Origin of the sequence: Rhodovulum adriaticum (assembly GCF_004345735.1) — a bacterium.
GTDB lineage: Bacteria > Pseudomonadota > Alphaproteobacteria > Rhodobacterales > Rhodobacteraceae > Rhodovulum > Rhodovulum adriaticum.
This window is the reverse complement of sequence record NZ_SLXL01000018.1, coordinates 20,228-38,509: the sequence shown is the minus strand read 5'-3', so window position 1 is coordinate 38,509 and position 18,282 is coordinate 20,228. Positions and strand designations below refer to the sequence as shown.

At 64.8% G+C, this 18,282-nt stretch carries 20 protein-coding genes and 1 tRNA gene; 15 read left to right on the top strand and 6 right to left on the bottom strand.

Annotated features, from left to right (window positions below; genetic code table 11):
* Positions 1-161: 161 nt before the first annotated feature.
* The 6 genes from EV656_RS15580 to EV656_RS15555 all read left to right on the top strand — a co-directional run bounded on the left by EV656_RS15580 (position 162) and on the right by EV656_RS15555 (position 6,021).
* A complete protein-coding gene (locus EV656_RS15580) occupies positions 162-1,577 on the top strand; it encodes a site-specific integrase (protein ID WP_132605684.1) in 1,416 nt (471 codons plus the stop codon).
* A complete protein-coding gene (locus EV656_RS15575) occupies positions 1,570-3,000 on the top strand; it encodes a tyrosine-type recombinase/integrase (protein WP_132605682.1) in 1,431 nt (476 codons plus the stop codon). The genes EV656_RS15580 and EV656_RS15575 overlap by 8 nt, the downstream gene beginning before the upstream one ends.
* 529 nt (positions 3,001-3,529) lie before the next feature.
* Positions 3,530-3,907, top strand: a complete 378-nt coding sequence (locus EV656_RS15570) for a hypothetical protein (RefSeq protein ID WP_132605680.1) — start codon at positions 3,530-3,532, stop codon at positions 3,905-3,907.
* A gap of 84 nt (positions 3,908-3,991) precedes the next feature.
* Complete coding sequence (locus EV656_RS15565) at positions 3,992-4,420, top strand: hypothetical protein (protein WP_132605678.1); 429 nt, start codon at positions 3,992-3,994, stop codon at positions 4,418-4,420.
* Between the two features lie 291 nt (positions 4,421-4,711).
* Positions 4,712-4,966: a helix-turn-helix transcriptional regulator gene (locus tag EV656_RS15560; RefSeq protein ID WP_242469108.1), complete on the top strand. Its 255-nt coding sequence runs from the start codon at positions 4,712-4,714 to the stop codon at positions 4,964-4,966.
* A complete protein-coding gene (locus EV656_RS15555) occupies positions 4,963-6,021 on the top strand; it encodes a tyrosine-type recombinase/integrase (protein ID WP_132605676.1) in 1,059 nt (352 codons plus the stop codon). The genes EV656_RS15560 and EV656_RS15555 overlap by 4 nt, the downstream gene beginning before the upstream one ends.
* A 343-nt stretch (positions 6,022-6,364) precedes the next feature.
* On the opposite strand, the gene EV656_RS15550 is transcribed toward EV656_RS15555, so the two are convergent.
* From EV656_RS15550 to EV656_RS15535, 4 genes are all read right to left on the bottom strand, one after another.
* A tRNA-Arg gene (locus EV656_RS15550) sits at positions 6,365-6,441 on the bottom strand.
* 67 nt (positions 6,442-6,508) lie between these two features.
* Entirely contained in the window at positions 6,509-7,918 is a 1,410-nt protein-coding gene (locus tag EV656_RS15545) for a sensor histidine kinase (RefSeq protein ID WP_132605674.1), read from the bottom strand.
* Between the two features lie 22 nt (positions 7,919-7,940).
* A complete protein-coding gene (locus EV656_RS15540) occupies positions 7,941-9,353 on the bottom strand; it encodes a dihydrolipoyl dehydrogenase family protein (protein WP_132605672.1) in 1,413 nt (470 codons plus the stop codon).
* Positions 9,354-9,356: 3 nt separating this feature from the next.
* Positions 9,357-10,085 (bottom strand): TVP38/TMEM64 family protein, encoded by a 729-nt coding sequence (locus tag EV656_RS15535; protein ID WP_132605670.1) that lies wholly within the window; start codon positions 10,083-10,085, stop codon positions 9,357-9,359.
* A 283-nt stretch (positions 10,086-10,368) separates the two neighbouring features.
* Here EV656_RS15535 and rpmH point away from each other — a divergent pair, with 283 nt between their 5' ends.
* The 7 genes from rpmH to yihA all read left to right on the top strand — a co-directional run bounded on the left by rpmH (position 10,369) and on the right by yihA (position 15,497).
* Positions 10,369-10,503 carry a 50S ribosomal protein L34 gene (gene rpmH, locus EV656_RS15530; RefSeq protein WP_132605668.1) on the top strand — a complete coding sequence of 45 codons (135 nt, stop codon included), beginning with the start codon at positions 10,369-10,371 and terminating at the stop codon, positions 10,501-10,503.
* A gap of 23 nt (positions 10,504-10,526) precedes the next feature.
* Entirely contained in the window at positions 10,527-10,946 is a 420-nt protein-coding gene (rnpA, locus tag EV656_RS15525; RefSeq protein WP_132605686.1) for a ribonuclease P protein component, read from the top strand.
* Complete coding sequence (yidD, locus tag EV656_RS15520) at positions 10,943-11,185, top strand: membrane protein insertion efficiency factor YidD (protein WP_132605666.1); 243 nt, start codon at positions 10,943-10,945, stop codon at positions 11,183-11,185. Before rnpA ends, yidD begins: the two co-directional genes overlap by 4 nt.
* Positions 11,185-12,042: a tRNA 2-thiocytidine(32) synthetase TtcA gene (gene ttcA, locus EV656_RS15515; RefSeq protein WP_132605664.1), complete on the top strand. Its 858-nt coding sequence runs from the start codon at positions 11,185-11,187 to the stop codon at positions 12,040-12,042. The genes yidD and ttcA overlap by 1 nt, the downstream gene beginning before the upstream one ends.
* A 223-nt stretch (positions 12,043-12,265) precedes the next feature.
* Entirely contained in the window at positions 12,266-14,104 is a 1,839-nt protein-coding gene (gene yidC, locus EV656_RS15510) for a membrane protein insertase YidC (protein WP_132605662.1), read from the top strand.
* Positions 14,101-14,847: an MOSC domain-containing protein gene (locus tag EV656_RS15505; RefSeq protein WP_132605660.1), complete on the top strand. Its 747-nt coding sequence runs from the start codon at positions 14,101-14,103 to the stop codon at positions 14,845-14,847. Before yidC ends, EV656_RS15505 begins: the two co-directional genes overlap by 4 nt.
* Positions 14,844-15,497 carry a ribosome biogenesis GTP-binding protein YihA/YsxC gene (gene yihA / locus EV656_RS15500; RefSeq protein ID WP_132605658.1) on the top strand — a complete coding sequence of 218 codons (654 nt, stop codon included), beginning with the start codon at positions 14,844-14,846 and terminating at the stop codon, positions 15,495-15,497. The genes EV656_RS15505 and yihA overlap by 4 nt, the downstream gene beginning before the upstream one ends.
* A gap of 3 nt (positions 15,498-15,500) precedes the next feature.
* Here the strand turns inward: yihA and EV656_RS15495 are convergent, their stop codons facing one another.
* The gene (locus EV656_RS15495) at positions 15,501-16,232 is read right to left on the bottom strand and encodes an SDR family NAD(P)-dependent oxidoreductase (protein WP_132605656.1); all 732 of its coding nucleotides are present in this window, start codon (positions 16,230-16,232) and stop codon (positions 15,501-15,503) included.
* A gap of 111 nt (positions 16,233-16,343) precedes the next feature.
* On the opposite strand from EV656_RS15495, the gene argB reads away from it, so the two are divergent.
* Positions 16,344-17,216 carry an acetylglutamate kinase gene (gene argB / locus EV656_RS15490; protein WP_132605654.1) on the top strand — a complete coding sequence of 291 codons (873 nt, stop codon included), beginning with the start codon at positions 16,344-16,346 and terminating at the stop codon, positions 17,214-17,216.
* A gap of 61 nt (positions 17,217-17,277) precedes the next feature.
* On the top strand, positions 17,278-17,784 hold the full coding sequence (locus EV656_RS15485) for a SixA phosphatase family protein (RefSeq protein ID WP_132605652.1): 507 nt from the start codon (positions 17,278-17,280) through the stop codon (positions 17,782-17,784).
* An 84-nt stretch (positions 17,785-17,868) separates the two neighbouring features.
* On the opposite strand, the gene EV656_RS15480 is transcribed toward EV656_RS15485, so the two are convergent.
* A complete protein-coding gene (locus EV656_RS15480; protein WP_132605650.1) occupies positions 17,869-18,240 on the bottom strand; it encodes a 2Fe-2S iron-sulfur cluster-binding protein in 372 nt (123 codons plus the stop codon).
* Positions 18,241-18,282 lie beyond the last annotated feature (42 nt).

Genomic DNA, 18,282 nt, shown 5'->3' with positions numbered 1-18,282 from the left:
CCTCCACGTAAGAGACGTCATTTGCGACGTCGCTATGCACGTGTCTTAGGCGATCACGCCACCTTCAGGCAGGCGGTGCAAATCGGGGGCTTACCCTGCATTCGAAAACGCATGAGGAAAAGCTCCGTCGGTTTGCCCGGGCGTGGAACGAAACCGCGCGGATGGCCGGCGCGCACAAGCTTTTGCCGCTGCCCTCCGTCCAGATCCCACGCCTCCCCGATGTGTCATGGGCCGATGTGCCGGATACGATCCGGGAGCCGCTCGATACCTACCTTGCCCGCGCGATTTCCGTGCGTGCCCAGGCGGATTGGGGTGATCTCGTGCCGGATGATGAGATCGATGAGTACGCGGAATTCGGTCTTGAGAATGAGAAGGTCACCGCAGGCGACGTAGACAAGGGTGCGCCGATCCTGGAGCCCGGCACGCAGGAAAACTGGCGGGATGCGGTGAAGCGCGCATGGCACGCGGCCTCGAATGACCCCCGGATTACACGCATCCCCGGAACTCTTCAGGACCTCCTTGATGTCGATGTCGCGCGGGCTCTGGTTCTGGCCGTGCGCAAAGCGCGGCGCGACCGTGCCGAGTCAAAAGGAGAGACGTTCAATCCGAAGGAAAAGGGGCGTTACGAGCATGGGCTTGTCGAAACGCTCCACACGATCGCGCGGCACTTTGAACTCGCTCCCGGAAGGCTCGAGGCGTTGTCGGAATTTAAGGTTTCGATCGACCCCATGGTCATTGCGGTGAAACTGGGTGCGGACGGGCAAAAGAAGCGGATTTATGCACCACGGCGCATCGGCAAGCGGCATGCCAAGAAGCTTGCGGCGTTCGCGGATGAGACCAGGCTAAGGCGCTATTTCGAATCCCCGGGAGGGTTCTGGGACAAGGCGTGCAGAGGTATCGAAAGTGGACGCAGACCCAACCAGAAACACATCGCGTTTGCTCGGAATGCACTGCTCCTGCGTATAGCCCAATTCGTTGGTCCTTTACGCCGAATGGGCATGGTGGGACTCCGCTATACCGGCGACGATCCCCACCTCATCCTGCCAATCGGCGAAGGTCCCGGCATTCTTCATATCCCTGCTATCGAGACGAAAGCCCTTGTCGAAATCCGCGTTGAGATTGATCCGGAAACCGTCAGGATGCTCAAGCTATATATCGAGAAGTTCCTGCCTGAGGCGCGTCGCCTTGCCAAGGCACGGCCGGAAAACCCGCACCTGTTTCCCGGCTTCCCCGTTAAGGACGATAAGGAGAACCGCTTCCCTCCGGGGCTCGGACATATTTCGAAGGGCAAGGCGAACAACACGTTTCGACAGCAACTCTGGAGAGAGTATCGACTGGACCTGAACCTGCATGTCCTGCGCCACCTCGCGGGAAAGATCATCCTCGACCAGGACCCCAGTGCCATGGAATTGGTGCGGATCTTGCTCGGGCACGAGAAGATCGAAACAACGCAGAGCTATTACGCCGAGGTCAACGCGATCATCGCCCAGCGGCGATATCTGCACCTGCTGCAAAAAAGCCAGCGCCAGGTCCTCGCGAAGATAAACTTCAAGAAACTGGAACCGAAGAATGGCTAGACACCGCGTCACCGCCCCGCGCGAGAGCTGGCCCTGCGTCTTGCGGGCGCATTTCGACGAACTCGGCCTGTCACCGGCCCAGGACAAGCGTCTTGGCGCGGCGCTGGGCCGGTGGGTGTTGTGCGCGGAAGATCCGTTCGATGTCACGCCCGCGGGCATGGAGGCCGCTTGCACAGGCCTTTCGGAGAGTCGCCGCAAAAGCGTCGAAGCCGCCATGCGGCAGGTATTGGGCCTGCTGTTCCCGGATCGGGCCGCGGCGCTCCAGGTCACGCGCGCGCGCCGACCCAAAGCCGCGCGGAATAGTCGTGGCGATCTTGCCGCACATCTGACACGCCATCTACCGCGGTTCGCCGCGGCGTGGCAGGCCAAGGCCGTGCCCCTGCTTCATATCGATCCTGACGGTCTCCAGGACGGGCTGCTGGTGCAGGCGTGGAAGCCGGCAACCATCACACGGCGTATTGAGACCATGGGACGCTATTTCGACGTCTGCCGGGCGCAAGATCTGTCGCTAGATGTCACGTCCGCGGGCGTGCGGACTTATCTGGCGCATCTTCAGGCAGGAGGCGCCCGCCCCGCGACCGCATACATCGATCTGATCGGCTTGCATGCGCTCGCGCGGGTGATCTTTCCCGAAAGAAATTGGACCTGGCTGGTCAAGACACAGCACAGAATGAAGAAGCTCTCAGAGGCATCGCCGTCGCGCAACGCCGGGCGTGCCCTACCTGTCGACGAAATCCGCATGTTCGGCCTGGAGATCTTCGCCGAAGCTGACAGGGCATTCGACGCGGCACGCACCCCTCGCGATTTCACGAAGGCCCATACCCTCGCGAGAACCGGCCTCGCGATCATCATACTTGCCGAAGCGCCGATGCGCATCGGTTCGCTTGCATCCGTCGAACTCGGCGAAAACCTCCTTGCCTCCCTCGCGGCGCTTCGAGTCGATGGCGTCGAGACGAAGACCGGCGATCCTGACACGCGGGTCTTCAGCGCGGAGTGTGTGCGGTGCCTTGGCGCCTACATCGCGCGACATCGCGCAGCTGTTGTGAAGCCGGGCGAGACCCGCCTGTTCGTTGGCTTTGACGGGTGTGCCATTGTCGGCAGTACACTTTCGAATGGGATCGGCAGGCTCACCGAGGAGCGGCTCGGTAAGCGGATGACGGCACATCCTTTCCGGCATGCGGCGGGCAATTTCATAGTCGCCAGCGTGCCGGAGGAAGCGGCGCTGGCAACCGTGATCCTGGGGCATCGCTCGAGGGCCATCACAGGGCAATACACACGCATGGCCGACCAGTTCTCGGCGTCCAGAACCTATGCGCAATCGACCGGCAACGCTGCGGCGCAGGTCGAGGCGAACACCCAGATCTTCCGGACGCGGAGGCGAAGAAAGAAACGTGTTCCGAAACAAAAGACAAGAGCCATGTAACCGCGCAGCTGGAGCCCCCCGCGACCCTTATGGTGGTATCGTAACCGGATCGGCGCCATGCCTCCACACTACTGCAACAGAAGCTTGGCGCCCCCAAACCCCGGGAGGGCAGAACCGACGCAATCCTAGCCTGACGCGGTCATATGGTGCGTCGGTAGAATCGAAGAGGTCATGGCAAGGTTGTCGCCCCGGCGGAATTGGCGCGGAACAGAAGTTCGTCGAGGCCTGCTGATCCAGCGCTGGATTCCCAAATCTCACTAGAAACGAGTCCCAACGCCCAACACTCCCGACACGACGCCCTGCCCGCGCGGCCTCTTGGATGAGACCGCGCGATGCAGGGCATCGCGTTCCTTGAAAACGATCCGGTGCGTTTCTAACCCCGCCTGCTGCCATCGAAGCATCGGATCACAGACAGACCCAGGAAAGGAGGTGCCCCGGGGTCTGATTGACGCTGTCGCACAGGGCGACGGCATGGCCGAAGGAGCCGAACATGTCACACGGACAAATGACAACGAACGATCATGCGCAGATGGCAGCGGTGCGCGCATTCTTTTTCGAACATGAGAGCGCGCTTCTAAATGCCAGCCGCCTTCTTGGCGGAGAGCAGGCATATCGGCGCAGCCGAGACCTGATCGAAATGGTCGGCGAAAGCCACCGCATGACGCGCCGGATGCGCCAGCGCCTGGTCGATCTGCATGCGCTTCTGACGCTGAAGAATGTCGGCGATCCCGACCGGGTCGAGACAGCCTGCTTTGCCGAAATCGCCCCTGCCGACCCGGTCGTCGAGGACATATGCCTTCTCGCGGACGCTCTCTACGACGTTCTGGGCGCGATCGCTCAGGGCGAACTCGCCCCCGTCGCGGAAACCGATATCGGCCACGCGCCCTGCTACAAAGACGCCGCCTGATCCTCTCCAAGCTGGCCCTTCGGGGCCGGCTCCGATTGACCCCGCCCCGCATGGTGCGGGGCGGACCATGAGAGGAGATACTCCATGCAGAAAAAGTCCCAGAATCTCGAGGATCAGGTGGTGGATGCCATCCGCGCGGGGCGCCGTGTTGCTTTGCTTTTCAAGGAAACACGACCCTGTGGCGACAGCCAAGACGATGGATTCCTCGATCGCTGCCTCGCACCGCTTCGCGATGGGCGCGTCTTCGCCCCCCGCTTCGAAGGCGGGTTCGAAGCCGCCCTCGGTCGGCTCCGCGTCCTGCGCGATAACGAAGAAATCGGTCGCCACCGCGAATTCATCGGGTTCCATGACCCCGAGGGTGACTCGGTTGGCATCGTGCAGGAAGTCGTCGAATACAGCGCCCGCGGCCGCGCGCTCTCGACCCTCGTCGACCGGCTCGAAGCGTTCCTCACACTGCGGCAGGACGTTCTCGACCGCCTCGCGGCGGAGCGCTTTATCCTCGGGCTGAGCTGAACCCCTCAAAGAAAGCGCTGTTTATGCGCGAGGGTGCGGGCCGCGGGCCCGCACCCGAAGAAAAATCACGTTTCGCGTTTCCGTCTCTGGGAACACGAAACAACGTTCTCGTCGGACGGGGCCTCCCTCGTCCTCCAGACCAACGGAAACACCCCACAGGATCAAGACCGAGCATGCCGATACCCCTCAACCTGGACCTCGCCGAAAACAGACTTTTCGGCCAGTCAGCGCGATGGGTGACCATCAGCAGGAGCTTGGACGGCGATGTTCAATTGCCGAGAGGAGATGGCGATGTCGCGTAGTTTCGCGTTTGCACCGCGGCTTCTGAAAGCACCGGCTGCCGCGCATTACCTCGGGATATCCGAGAGCAAGCTGCTGACAACGGGGATCCCTCGGCGTGTGTCGGAGGGAAACAAGCTCTTCGACATTCGCGATCTCGATGCCTGGGCGGATGAACTCCCCTACGAAGGAGCAGCAAATTGCAGAGCGAACAGCACGAACAGCGCCGAGGTGGACAGCCTCTTCGGCGTCGGGGCGCCAAATTGAAGGGCCTGAAACGGTACGAAATCGGCGGAAAATACTACGTGTACCACCGCGCAACGAACACGCCTCTTCCCGCACATTTGCCTGAGGATCACCCGGATTTCCTCGCCGCCTATTTCGAAGCGGAGGTCGGGTTGAAGCCGAAGGCAGCGCCTAAGCATGTCGTTGTGAATTCCGTACAGCACGTCGTCAGCCGGTACATGGCAAGCAACGATTTCAAGAAATTGTCTGAAAGCTATCAAGACGTAAGACGCCGGGACATGAACCGCCTCTGCTGCCAGAAAGACGGCGCGATCGGGAAGGTTCCGTTCAATCGCATCGAGAGTCGGCATATCAAGGCCGACATGGGCGCGTTGTCGCCGAACCCGGCAAACGAGCGGCTCAAGACCTGGCGCGCCCTTTTCAAATTCGCCACCTACGCCGAAATCGTCGCAGAAGACGTGACAACGGGCATCCAGAAGGTCAGCACGCCAAGCACCCAAGGCCATATCCCCTGGACCTTCGCCGAGATCGAAAATTTCCGCGCGCGCTGGACTTACGGAACCGAACAGCGCGCGGCCTTCGAAACGATCTTTTGGTGCGGGTGCCGCATGTCGGATGCCGTCGGCCTCGGCCCCAAGAACATCGACGCCGAGGGCTGGATCAACTTCATTCAGCAGAAAACGAAAAGCGATGTGAGTGTACCGCTGTACCGCGATCTGCCGGACTTCGCCGTCCCGGAAGACCGCGATCACTTGCTCCGGGCCCTCGAGGCGATGGGTGACGGGCGGATGTTCTTTATCCAGACGATCTTTGGGCAGCAGCGATCGCGAAAGGCAGCCTCAAGCTGGTTCTCGGAGGCGGCAACCGAGGCTACACTTCCCGAAGATCGCAGCTCACATGGGCTTCGCAAGTCACGCATGATCCTTCACGCCGAGCGCGGCGCGACCACGCACCAGATCGCCGCATGGAGCGGGCATGAATCCCTGAAAGAGGTTGAGCGTTACACGAAGAGGGTAAACCGGCGCCTCCTGCTGACACCGAGTCCTTCGGTCCTGGAGACTGGGGAGTTCTTCTGACCCGTTTCATCGACCGACCGCCTTTAGGGGGCCCACCACGTTGTGGTGGGCCCTCTTCGTATTCAGAACCTCACGTGGAGGTTCGCGATCAAATCAGAAAGCGCGAGGTTACCAAAACAGGATGATCGGCAGATCGAAGCCCCAACCGCCGCGATTTCCGACGTGCCCGCAACAATCTCTGGCCGTTACAAAATGGCCACGTGCAAGCGAATTTCTTATCCGCGATTCCACGCCCAACAGCTGCTCTCACGGCACGGAAGAGGGGGAGCATTGTCTAATAGCTGCATGACCTTAGACAAAAACGGTAGAAAACCTTTGTTTTTCAAGACTTTCTAGAGGGGAGTGGCGCGCTGGGGAGGATTCGAACCCCCGACCCCTTGATTCGTAGTCAAGTACTCTATCCAACTGAGCTACCAGCGCGTGGAGGCTTCATCTATCGCCGCCTGCCGGGCTTTGCAAGGGGCGAATTCCAAGAAATCCGCAAAACTCACTGTGCCGGAACGGCGGCGACCAGCGTGGCACCCTTGGGCAGGCGGATGGCGAAAACCGTACCCTCTGCCCCGGTGCGCACCAGATCCAGCCGGCCGCCATGGCCGCGCACCAGTTCGGCGGAAATTGCCAGCCCCAGGCCCGTACCGCCTTTGCGCGTGCCCCCCTGGAAAGGCTGGAACAGGTGTTCGCGCGCTTTGGGGGGCAGGCCCGGGCCGGTATCGCTGACCTCGATCGTCCAGGTGTTTTCATCCTCGTCGGCGCGGATCACGATCCGGCCGGGCTGACCCTGGGCCGCAATCGCCTGGCGCGCGTTTCGCATCAGGTTGGACAGAACACGATACAGCTGTTCGGGATCGGCCCGCAGGATCAGGCCCGCAGGCACCTCTTGCACGAACTCTATCTCGCTGTCGGCGGCGGCCAGTTGCTCGGCCTCCAGCGCCTCGGCCACGATGGCGGCCACCGCCACCCGTTCCAGCCTGGGCGGCGGCTCCTGCACCCGGCCAAAGGCCAGCGTGGTTTCGCACAGGTTCACGGCCCGGCTGATAGACCCCACCAGCTTGGGCGCGGCGCGCTTCACCGTCGGGTCTTCGCTGCCCTCCATCCGGTCGGCGAACAGTTGCGCGGTGGACAGGATGTTGCGCAGGTCGTGGCTGATCTTGGCAACCGCGCTGCCCAGCTGGGCCAGCCGTTCCTTTTGGCGCAGGGCGGCGGTCAGTTCCGTTTGCAGCGATTGCAGGGTGGTTTCGGCCTCGTGCAACTCGCGGACAGAGGCGCGCGGCACGATGATGCGGCGGTTGTCCTCTGGCGCCTCGGAATAGACCTGCATGGCGCGCACCACCCGCTTGATCGGCAGGACCAGCAACCGCTGCACCGCCAGGAACAACAACAGCGCCGTCAGAACGGAGATCACCGCCGACAACAGCAGGATGCGCAGCCCGTATTCGATCATCGCCGCGCGCAGCGGCGCGGTGTTCATCGTCACCTCGATCAGCTGGCCGCCCTCGCGTACGGGTTCGCCGATCACGCGGATGATGCGCGGGGTGGGATCAGCCAGCCGGTTCAGCGCATCGGCCACCAGCCGGGGCGGGCCGGCATCGCGCAAATCGTGGCTTTCGCTGATGGGTTCGGGGATGGGCGAGGACAGCACCAGTTCGCGCGCCTGGTCGCGGCGCAGCACCACGTTGTAGACGCCCGCGTTTTCCAGCAACTCGGCCTCCAGCTCGGGGCCGATCATCTCGTCCGTGGCCAGAAGCGCGAGCGAGGCGATCTGCGCCCGTTCCAGCCGCGACAGCAGGAAATCCTCGCGGAACCGCGCGACGGAAGGAACGAAGATCAACACCTCGGCCAGCATGACGAAAATGATCGTCAAGAGCAGGAACCGGCCGGAAAGTGAGTTCAGGACCATCGCCGCCTTATGCCCCCGCGGGCTAGGGGACGAGGGCCTGCACCAGCCTGACGCCCCGTTTCACCCACGGATTTTCAAATAGTTTGGGCGAGAAATAGGCACCCGCCGCGCGCTTGTTAACCTCCCCGAGGGTCGGATAAGGCAAAACCGTGGCGGCAACGGCGCCCATTTTCAAGCCATTCGCGACCGCCAGCGCCCAGGGGGCCATCAACTCGCCCGCATCCGGCCCGGCGATGGCGACACCCACGGGCCGCCCCTTGACCACCATTACCTTGATCGCACCGTGGGTCCGGCCGCTTGCAATCGCGCGGTCATTGCCCGCGAATTCGGACCGCGCGACGGTCAGCCTGTCGCCATGGGCGGCGCGGGCCTCCTCCTCGGTCTGGCCGATCTGGGCCAGTTCGGGATCGGTATAGGTTACGCGGGGGATGTGATCGGCCCGCGCCCGCGCGGGCAGGCCCAGCAGGATGGGGCGGATCACCACCCCGGCCTGATAGCCCGCAAGATGGGTGAATTGCGCGCCGCCCGCCGCGTCGCCGATGGCATAGATCCGGCGGTTGGTCGTGCGCAGCCCGCGATCCAGGTTCAGGCGCCCGTCCTTCACCTCCACGCCCGCCGCGTCCAGGTTCAACTGGTCCAGTGCAGGTTTGCGCCCGACCGCGACCAGCAGGTGCGTGCCGGTAAACGCGCCCTGCCCCGTCTGGACCGTGATCGCGCCGCCCGTGCCGGCCACCCGTTCGACCGCCGCGCCCTCGACGATCCGCACGCCCTCGGCCCGCAGCCGGTCCAGCACCACCGCGCGCAGTTCCGCATCCTCGCGCCCCAGGGCCTGCGCGCCCTCTATCACCGTGACCTGCGCGCCCAGGCGTGCATGGGCCTGCGCCATTTCCAGCCCGATAGGGCCGCCGCCGATGACCAGCAGGTGATCGGGCCGGGTGCGCAGATCGAACAGGGTTTCGTTCGTCAGGTAGGGCACATCACCCAGTCCAGGGATCGGCGGCACCACCGGGCGCGACCCTGTCGCGATGACATAGCGCCGGGCACGGATCACGTCGTCACCCACCTGCAACGCGCGCGGGCCGGTGAACCGGCCCCAGCCGCGGATCACGCGCACGCCCAGCCCCTCGAACCGTTCGACGCTGTCATGGGGTTCGATTGTGGCTATGGCCTGGCGCACATGATCCATGGCGGCGGCATAATCCACCTGCGGTTCTGCCCCCGCGATCCCGCACCCCCCGGCGCGAATCGTCTGCGCGACATGGGCGGCCGACAGCAGCGCCTTGGAGGGCACGCAGCCATAGTTCAGGCAATCGCCGCCCATCTTGTGCCCCTCGACCAGAACGACGCGCGCGCCCATCTGCACCGCGCCCGCCGCCAGCGACAGCCCGCCGGACCCGGCGCCGATGATGCATAGATCCGTCTTGATCCGCGCCATGGCCTAGACCTCCTTGCGGCGAAACAGTCGAACCACCATCGGCAGCGCGGCCAGCGCCGCCAGCGCCAGCAGGGGTGCCAATATCTGCGGCTCGAAGATGATCCCAAGGTCGGGGGTTTCACCGCGCGCGAAGACGCCCCCCAGACCGGCCCCGACCCAAGTGTAGACCAGCGCCCCCGGCATGATCCCGAAAAAGGTGGTGAAGGCGAACCGCCCCAGCCCGACCCCCACCAGCGCGGGCAACAGGTTCGCCACGAAGAAGGGCACCGCCGGCACCAGCCGGATCAGGAAAAGCACCGACAGTTCGTTTGCGCGCAGCCCCTCGCGCAGGCGGCGGATACGCCCCTCGCTGGCATCCAGCCGGGCCGACAGCCGCTCTCCCCAGCCCAGGCGCGCCGCCGAAAAGATCAGCACCGCGCCCATGGTGGCCGCCGCCACGTTGAACAACACGCCCGGAAAGACCCCGAACAAAAACCCGCCCGCCAGCGTCGCGACCGTCGCGCCGGGCAGCGAGAACGCCACGATCAGCACATAGACGGCAATGAACCCCAGCACGGTGCCCGCGTAATTGGCGTCGCGAAAGGCGATCAACGCCTCGCGATTCTCGGCCAGCGCGGCAAAGGACAACTGGTCGCGCAAGGCTATCGCCCCGACCAGCGCGCCCAGCAGCACTACGATCAGGGGCAGCCTGCGCCACGGGGCCGCCCGGCCGTCTTGGGGTGTATCGCTCATCTTGTCGTCCTTCGGTGTTCCGCACATGATAGATGCACCCGGCCGCGGGCGGTGACAGGCCCCTCACAGGGCCTTGATAGGGGGTGAAAGGCTAACAGCCCTTTGTGCTGCGATGACAACCGGGCAATAACACGCCGCTTGCAAGTAAAGCGCCCTTGTTGCCGTAAAACCGGGCCAGGGCGAATTGACTTTGCCGAACTCAGCCCCTAAAGACCGGGTTTCGAATGACATGGGGCCTTCGAATCCGCTATGGATCTGGCCTGATCTGACGGAGCGAAGCGCGATGAAACGCACCTATCAACCCTCGAACCTGGTCCGCAAGCGGCGCCACGGTTTCCGCGCGCGCATGGCCACCAAGGCCGGCCGCAAGATCCTGAACGCCCGCCGCGTCCGCGGCCGGAAAAAGCTGAGCGCGTAATTCCAACGCCAGCGCGTGACATGATGACACCGCCGGGGGCAGGTGTGGCACCCGAAACGCCGGAGGCCGCAACCGCGCATCCGGCGGTTTCGTCATGCCTGACAGTATTGAAGAAGCGCGCCGATTTCCTGCGCGCGGCGCGCGCCCGGCGACAGGGCGCGGCGGCCTTTATGCTGCAAGCCCGGCGCCGCGCCCCCGATGAACCGGCACAGGGCATCCGCGTGGGCTTTACCTGCTCGAAAAAGGTGGGCAACGCCGTGGCCCGCAACCGCGCCAAGCGCCGGTTGCGCGAAATCGCGCGCGCGGTCCTGCCCACACATGGGCGCGCGGGCTGGGATTACGTCCTGATCGGACGGCGCGACGCGACCGCAACGCGCGATTTTGCTCGCATGCAGGACGATTTGCGCCGGGCGCTGGCCAAGGTGCACGGAGACAGCCAATGACGCCGCTCGCCCGCCTGTTCGCCCTGCCGATCCGCGCCTACCGGCTGATCCTCAGCCCCTGGATCGGGTTCAACTGCCGCTATCAGCCGACCTGTTCGGCCTACGCGCTGGAGGCGCTGGAAAAACACGGCGCGATCAAGGGGGGATGGATGGCCGTCAAGCGCATCGCGCGCTGCAACCCCTGGGGCGGCTGCGGCTACGACCCGGTGCCCGACCCCAAGGACAAGGGCGAAAGCTGATGTTCGACAACGCCGACGACATCCACCCGTTGTTTCACGGCGCGCCCTCGTCGACCGAGTTCAAGAAGCTGCGCAAGCGTATCGTGCGCCAGACCCGCGAGGCGATCGAGCAATACGGCATGATCGAACGCGGCGCGCGCTGGCTGGTGTGCCTGTCGGGCGGCAAGGACAGCTTTACCCTGCTGGCCGTCCTGCACGAGCTGAAATGGCGCGGCCTGCTCCCCGTGGACCTGCTGGCCTGCAATCTGGACCAGGGCCAGCCCGGCTTTCCGGCGACCGTCCTGCCAGACTTTCTGACGCGCATGCAGGTGCCCCACCGGATCGAGTATCAGGACACCTATTCCATCGTCATGGACAAGATCCCCCAGGGCCGGACCTATTGCGCGCTGTGTTCCCGCCTGCGGCGCGGCAACCTTTACCGCATCGCACGCGAAGAGGGATGCTCGGCCGTGGTGCTGGGCCACCACCGGGACGACATCCTGGAAACCTTCTTCATGAACCTCTTCCACGGCTCGCGCCTGGCGACGATGCCGCCGAAACTGGTGAACGAAGAGGGCGACCTGTTCGTCTACCGCCCGCTCGCCCATGTGGCCGAGGCCGATTGCGAGAAATTCGCCCGCGCGATGGACTACCCCATCATCCCCTGCAACCTGTGCGGCAGCCAGGACGGCCTGCAACGCATGCAGGTCAAGGCCCTGCTGGACGGGTGGGAGGCCAACCACCCCGGCCGCCGCCAAAAGATGTTCCGCGCCCTGATGAACGCGCGGCCCAGCCACCTGCTGGACCCAAAACTGTTCGATTTCGCGGGCCTGAACCTGGGCACGCCGCCCGTGGGGAGCGATCTGCCAGACCTCTGACGCCGCGCCCGTGGCCGCGTCGGGAAATTGGGTATTTTTCCCAAGAAGAAGGTACATCGGTCTTCTTCTTGGCCCAAATACCCATGGCGCCACCGACATCGCAGGCGCGCGGGCCGGGCAAGGGCGGGCGTGGGCCTCATGCGTCGGGAAAACAGCTTGACCTCGGGGGCCGCGTTCTGTTGAACCAACCCGACCTTCCTCAGGCAAAGGCTGGCGGCCCGTTATGGACGATCAGAACAAGAACCTCATCCTCGCAACCGCGCTTAGTTTCCTCGTGATCCTGGTCTGGTTCCTGTTGTTCCCGCCGCCAGAACAAGAGACGCTGCCGCCCACCGAAACCATCGCCGCCGAAAGCGGGGTCGCCGGGGCGCCCGCCCTGCCGGGGGTTGCGCCCACACCGCCGGCCGCCGCGCCGGAAACGGCAGCCCCCGCCGCGCCTGCCGATCCGGCGGCCCGGCTGGAGATTGACACGCCGCGGCTGACCGGCTCGATCTCGCTTTTGGGGGGGCGTATCGACCAGCTTGCCCTGAAGGACTACCGCGAAACGCTTGACCCCGATTCCGAGCTGGTGTCCCTGCTGGCGCCGGTCGGCAGCGAAAAACCCTATTACGCGCTCTATGGCTGGGCGCCGGCGGGCCAACTGGCCTATGAGGATGTGCCCGGCGCCAGCACCGTCTGGACCGTGGAGAGCGGCGATACGCTGGACGTCGATGCCCCGGTGACGCTGCGTTGGGACAATGGCGAGGGGCTGATTTTCCGTCGCACGATCAGCGTGGACCAGGATTATCTGTTCACCGTATCGCAAAGCGTGGAAAACACCACCGGCGAAACCGTGCGCCTGGCGCCCTACGGCATCGTCGCCCGCCATGGCGAGCCTGAAACCTCGCGCTTCTTCATCCTGCACGAGGGCGTGGTCCGCCAGACCGACACGGAGCTGAGCGAGATCGACTACGGCGACATGCGCGACATGGATTTCGTCGACCGCGAGGCCGCCCTGGCCGAAATCGCGCCGGTGGAGGAAAACGGCTGGATCGGGTTCACGGACAAGTACTGGATGACCACGCTGATCCCCTCGCCGGGGCAGCGGTTCACCTCGGTCGCGAAATACGTGGACGGTGCGGATATCTACCAGGTCGAATCCCGCCTGCCGCTGATCACGGTCGCCCCCGGCACCGCGGCCACCGCCGACACGATGCTGTTCGCCGGCGCCAAGGAATGGGAAACCATCCGCGAGTACGAGACCGACAAGGGCATCTTCCGCTTCATCGACTCGATCGACTGGGGCTGGTTCTTCTTCTTTACCAAGCCGATTTTCTGGCTGCTGCACTGGCTGAACGGGGCCTTCGCCAATCTGGGCATTCCCGGTTCGATGGGCTGGGCGATCATCGGCCTGACCCTGATCATCAAGGCGATCCTGCTGCCGCTAGCCTACAAGTCCTACACCTCGATGGCGAAGATGAAGGAACTTCAGCCCAAGATGGAGGAGCTGAAGGAACGCTGCGGCGACGACCGCCAGAAGCTGCAGCAAGAGATGATGGCGCTTTACAAGAAAGAGCAGGTGAACCCCGCCGCGGGCTGCTTGCCGCTCTTTGTGCAGATCCCTGTCTTCTTTTCGCTTTACAAGGTGATCTTCGTCACGATCGAATTGCGCCACGCGCCCTGGATCGGCTGGATCAAGGATCTGTCGGCGCCTGACCCGTCCTCGATCTTCAACCTGTTCGGCCTGCTGCCCTGGGCGGCACCGGAAGCGGGCAGCTTCCTGGCGCTGATCTTCATCGGGCTGTTCCCGCTGCTGCTGGGCATCTCGATGTGGTTGCAGCAAAAGCTGAACCCGACGCCGACCGACCCGACACAGGCGATGGTCTTTGCCTGGCTGCCCTGGGTGTTCATGTTCATGCTGGGTGGCTTTGCCAGCGGGCTGGTGCTGTACTGGATCGCGAACAACACGATCACCTTCATCCAGCAATACGCGATCATGCGCAGCCACGGGTACAAACCGGACGTGTTCGGCAACATCAAGTCCAGCTTCAAGCGCGCCAAGCCTGAACCGGACAAGAAATGACCGCGCGGCTGGCCGCCATCTGGCGCCACCCCATCAAGGGGCACGGCGCCGAGGCGCTGGAGGCGGTGACGCTGAAGGCCGGGCAGACCATGCCCTGGGACCGGACATGGGCCGTCGCGCACGAGGTGGCCAAGACCGACGGGCAAGACTGGGCGCCCTGCGCGAATTTTTCGCGCGGGGCGAAGGCGCCGAAACTGATGGCGATCAAGGCCCGGTTGGACGAGGCGCGCGAAACGGTCACCCTGACCCATCCCGACCGCCCCGATCTGACGTTTTCCCCCGACCGTGAGGCCGCAACCTTTCTGGATTGGGTGGCGCCGTTGATGCCCGCCGATCGCGCGGCCTCGGCCCGGGTGGTGCGGGTGCCGGGGCGGGGGATGACCGACAGCCCCTTCCCCTCGGTCAGCATCCTGGGGATGTCGTCGCTGCGGGCGCTGTCGGACGCGGCGGGCCGTGATCTGTCGCCCCTGCGCTTTCGCGGCAATTTCTGGGTGGAGGGGACCGCCCCCTTCGAGGAATTCGACTGGATCGGCCGCCGCCTGCGCCTGGGCGAGGCCGAGCTGGAAGTGCGCGAACGGATCGGGCGGTGCAAGGCGACCATGACCAACCCCGACACCGGCACCATAGACACCGACACCCTGGGCGTGTTGCAGGACCAGTGGGGCCATACCGATCTGGGCGTCTATGCCGTGGTGGTGGCCCCGGGCCGCGTCGCGCTGACCGATACGCTGGAGTTGCTGTGAGCCCCCTTCCCTTCCCCCTGGCCGAAGCACCCGAGCCGGTGGCCGCCGAACGCGGGCGCAAGCTGTTCGCCGGGCCGGTGGATTTCCTGAAAGGCGTCGTCGCGATGGACGGGCTGCCGCCCGACGACCGGCCGGAAATCTGCTTTGCCGGGCGGTCCAACGTGGGCAAGTCCAGCCTGATCAACGCGCTGACCGGACGCAAGGGGCTGGCGCGGGCGTCGAACACGCCGGGCCGGACCCAGGAAATCAACTACTTCACGCTGGGCGATCAGTATTACATGGTCGACCTACCCGGCTATGGCTATGCCGAGGCGCCTGTCGCTGTTGTGGAACGCTGGCAGCGCCTGCTGAAGGCCTATCTGGCGGGTCGGGCCAGCCTTCGCCGGGCCTTTGTGCTGATTGATGCGCGCCACGGGGTGAAACCGGTGGACGCGGAAATCATGTCCTTGCTGGACGGGGCCGCGGTGAATTTCCAGGTCGTCCTGACCAAGGCCGACAAGGTCAAGGAAAAGGACCGCACGCGCGTGTTGGCGCAGGTGCGCGAAAAGCTGGCGAAACACCCGGCGGCCTTTCCCGAGCTGGTGCTGACCTCTTCGGAAAAGGGCGACGGGATCGCCACCTTGCGCGCCATCATCGCCGGGATCGCCTGATCCTCAGACGTGCTGCCCGCCGTTGACCTCCATCTCGGCGCCGGTGACATAGCTGGCCTGGTCAGAGCACAGGAAATAGATCGCGTTGGCCACCTCTTCGGTGCGGGCCAGCCGGCCCAGGGGCAGTTCGGCCACGATGCGATCCGTTTCCGGGCCGGGCGGGATGCCCTCCACCTCGCCCGGGGCGATGGCATTGACGCGCACACCCAGCGGCCCGAAATCATGGGCCATTTCACGGGTCAGGGCGGCCAGCGCGGCCTTGGACGTGGCATAGGCGGCCCCCGCCACGGGGTGCACCCGGCTGCCCGCGATAGAGGTGACATTGACCACCGCGCCCCCCGCGGCGACCAGTTCGTCCTGCAACCCCCGCGCCAGAACGATCGAGGCAAAGAAGTTTACGTTGAACACCTTGCCCCAGTCATGCATGTCCGTGTCCAGCGTGTTCAGGCGTCCGCCTTCCTCGTCCCGGGGCATGATCGCGGCGTTGTTGACCAGCGCATGCAGCTTGCCCGCCTTCAGCTTGCCGCGCACAACCTCGATCCCGCGCATGGTGGCGGCGGCGTCGGACAGGTCGATCTGAACGTGGTCCTCGGCCCCGCCCGGCCAGGGGCAGCGCGGATCGAAGGGGCGGCGCGAACAGGTCAGCACCCGCCACCCCTCGGCCGAGAAGCGTTTGACCGTCGCATGCCCGATGCCGCGACTGGCCCCCGTCAGCAAGAGAATCTTCTGCTCCATGACCTCGTCTCCTTTCGGTCGCAGCCTATGCAGCCGCAGCAAAAACACAATCACCCTTGGCACATGCCCGGTCGCGAGATAACACACGGGGCCAGAACACGGACCGCCCGCATGAAAAAGCAGACCGCCATGAACCGCGACTGGATCGCCACCGCCCGGACCCTGTCCGAGGCGCTTCCCTACCTGCAGCGCTATACCGGCGCCATCGTCGTCATCAAGTTCGGCGGCCACGCCATGGGCGATGACGCCGAGATGGAAAGCTTTGCCCGCGACGTGGTGCTGATGCGACAGGTCGGCGTCAACCCGGTCGTCGTCCATGGCGGCGGCCCCATGATCAACGAGATGCTGTCGCGTCTGGGCGTCGAATCGGAATTCGTCCGCGGCAAACGCGTGACCGACGCGGCCACCGTCGAGGTGGTGGAAATGGTCCTGTCGGGCCGGGTGAACAAACGCATCGTGCAGGCGATCAACGACCAGGGCGGCCGCGCCGTGGGCCTGTCGGGCAAGGATGGCGGGCTGATGACCTGCGACCAGACCGATCCGTCGCTGGGCTTTGTCGGCACCCCCGCAGACGTCAACCCGGCCGTCCTGCACAAGCTGTTCGAGGCCGGGATGATCCCGGTGGTCGCCCCCCTGGGCGCCGGGCGCAATGGCGAAACCTTCAACGTCAACGGCGACACCGCCGCCGGGGCCGTCGCCGCCGCGCTGAAGGCCGACCGCCTGCTGCTGCTGACCGATGTCGCGGGTGTCAAGGATGCCAGCGGCGAGGTCGTGACCGAACTGAGCCCGGACCATATCCGCGAATTGACAGAGGCCGGGATCATCGCCGGCGGCATGATCCCCAAGACCGAAACCGCGCTGGCCGCCATCGCCGGGGGTGTGCGCGCGGTGGTGATCCTGGACGGGCGCGCGCCCAATGCCTGCCTGCTGGAACTTTTCACCGATCATGGGGCGGGCTCGCTGATCCGCGCGCCCAGGGACTAGCCGCCACCGCCAAGCCGTGACAGGATGACCCCGTTCACGCCGCAGGGAAACCGCCGCCGAGATGACGTTGCGCCTGATCCTGATCCGTCACGCCAAGTCCGCCTGGGACGACCCCCTGCAGGACGACCATGATCGCAAATTGAACGCCCGTGGCCGCGATGCCGCGCCGAAAATCGGCGCCTGGCTGGCCGGGCAGGGCTATTTCCCCGCCGAGGTGCTCAGCTCTACCGCGCGGCGCACGCTGGAAACCTGGGACTGCATGGCCCCCGCCCTAGGCGAGGCGACCGTGATGCGCCGCGACCCGGGCCTGTACCACGCCAGCGCCGAGCGCATGCTTGAGGCGCTCAACGGTTGCGCGGCCAGCCCGGTGCTGATGCTGGGCCATAACCCCGGCATCGGCGAGTTCGCCGCACGCCTGCTGCGCAAACCGCCGCAAAGCGCCCGGTTCGACCGCTACCCAACCTGCGCCACCCTTGTCGCCGATTTCGAGGCCGAGGACTGGAGCGCGGTCAGCTTTGGCACCGGCACCGCCGTTACCTTCATCACGCCCAAGGATCTGGAGGGCTGAGCCCCGCCTGCATCTTGCCGCCAATCCCCACCGGCCCGGCCGTCGCGCGGCCGGACCCCGGATTTGCACAAGAAAATCCGCCGCTCAGTCAGAGCCGCCGGGCGTGCCGCTAAAGCTGATGGTCACATCCTCATCCCGCGCGATGAACTGGCAGGCCAGCCGGTAACGCGGCGGCATGTCGTTGACCTCGGCGTTCTCGATTTCGTCGGCGGTGATCTTGCCCAGCTCCTTCAGGGTCGTCTTTTCCTTCTCGGTCAGCATGATCGCCTTCTTGCTCTCGGGATTGTCGTAGCTCACCTCGATCAGGCAAGAGGCGCAATTCCCGTCGCGGCATTCGAAGGGGATCGGGATCCTGTTCTCCTCGGCCAGGGCGAGGATGGTCTTGGTGTCGCCTGCAACGGCGTAGACCGCCTTGTCCTTGTGCATCATCGGGGAGGTGAAGGTCACAATTGCCATATCGCGTCTGTCCTTGTCTGGCCGCCCGGGGGCGGCGCGTGT

Coding starts and splice junctions, on each gene's coding strand:
- argB (WP_132605654.1), top strand. CDS start 16,344: ATGAAAAAGCAGACCGCCATGAACCGCGACTGGATCGCCACCGCCCGG.
- EV656_RS15505 (WP_132605660.1), top strand. CDS start 14,101: ATGACCGCGCGGCTGGCCGCCATCTGGCGCCACCCCATCAAGGGGCAC.
- EV656_RS15565 (WP_132605678.1), top strand. CDS start 3,992: ATGCAGAAAAAGTCCCAGAATCTCGAGGATCAGGTGGTGGATGCCATC.
- EV656_RS15495 (WP_132605656.1), bottom strand. CDS start 16,232: ATGGAGCAGAAGATTCTCTTGCTGACGGGGGCCAGTCGCGGCATCGGG.
- rpmH (WP_132605668.1), top strand. CDS start 10,369: ATGAAACGCACCTATCAACCCTCGAACCTGGTCCGCAAGCGGCGCCAC.
- ttcA (WP_132605664.1), top strand. CDS start 11,185: ATGTTCGACAACGCCGACGACATCCACCCGTTGTTTCACGGCGCGCCC.
- EV656_RS15560 (WP_242469108.1), top strand. CDS start 4,712: ATGTCGCGTAGTTTCGCGTTTGCACCGCGGCTTCTGAAAGCACCGGCT.
- EV656_RS15485 (WP_132605652.1), top strand. CDS start 17,278: ATGACGTTGCGCCTGATCCTGATCCGTCACGCCAAGTCCGCCTGGGAC.
- EV656_RS15575 (WP_132605682.1), top strand. CDS start 1,570: ATGGCTAGACACCGCGTCACCGCCCCGCGCGAGAGCTGGCCCTGCGTC.
- EV656_RS15570 (WP_132605680.1), top strand. CDS start 3,530: ATGGCAGCGGTGCGCGCATTCTTTTTCGAACATGAGAGCGCGCTTCTA.
- rnpA (WP_132605686.1), top strand. CDS start 10,527: ATGACACCGCCGGGGGCAGGTGTGGCACCCGAAACGCCGGAGGCCGCA.
- EV656_RS15545 (WP_132605674.1), bottom strand. CDS start 7,918: ATGGTCCTGAACTCACTTTCCGGCCGGTTCCTGCTCTTGACGATCATT.
- EV656_RS15535 (WP_132605670.1), bottom strand. CDS start 10,085: ATGAGCGATACACCCCAAGACGGCCGGGCGGCCCCGTGGCGCAGGCTG.
- EV656_RS15540 (WP_132605672.1), bottom strand. CDS start 9,353: ATGGCGCGGATCAAGACGGATCTATGCATCATCGGCGCCGGGTCCGGC.
- EV656_RS15580 (WP_132605684.1), top strand. CDS start 162: ATGGCCGGCGCGCACAAGCTTTTGCCGCTGCCCTCCGTCCAGATCCCA.
- yidC (WP_132605662.1), top strand. CDS start 12,266: ATGGACGATCAGAACAAGAACCTCATCCTCGCAACCGCGCTTAGTTTC.
- EV656_RS15480 (WP_132605650.1), bottom strand. CDS start 18,240: ATGGCAATTGTGACCTTCACCTCCCCGATGATGCACAAGGACAAGGCG.
- yidD (WP_132605666.1), top strand. CDS start 10,943: ATGACGCCGCTCGCCCGCCTGTTCGCCCTGCCGATCCGCGCCTACCGG.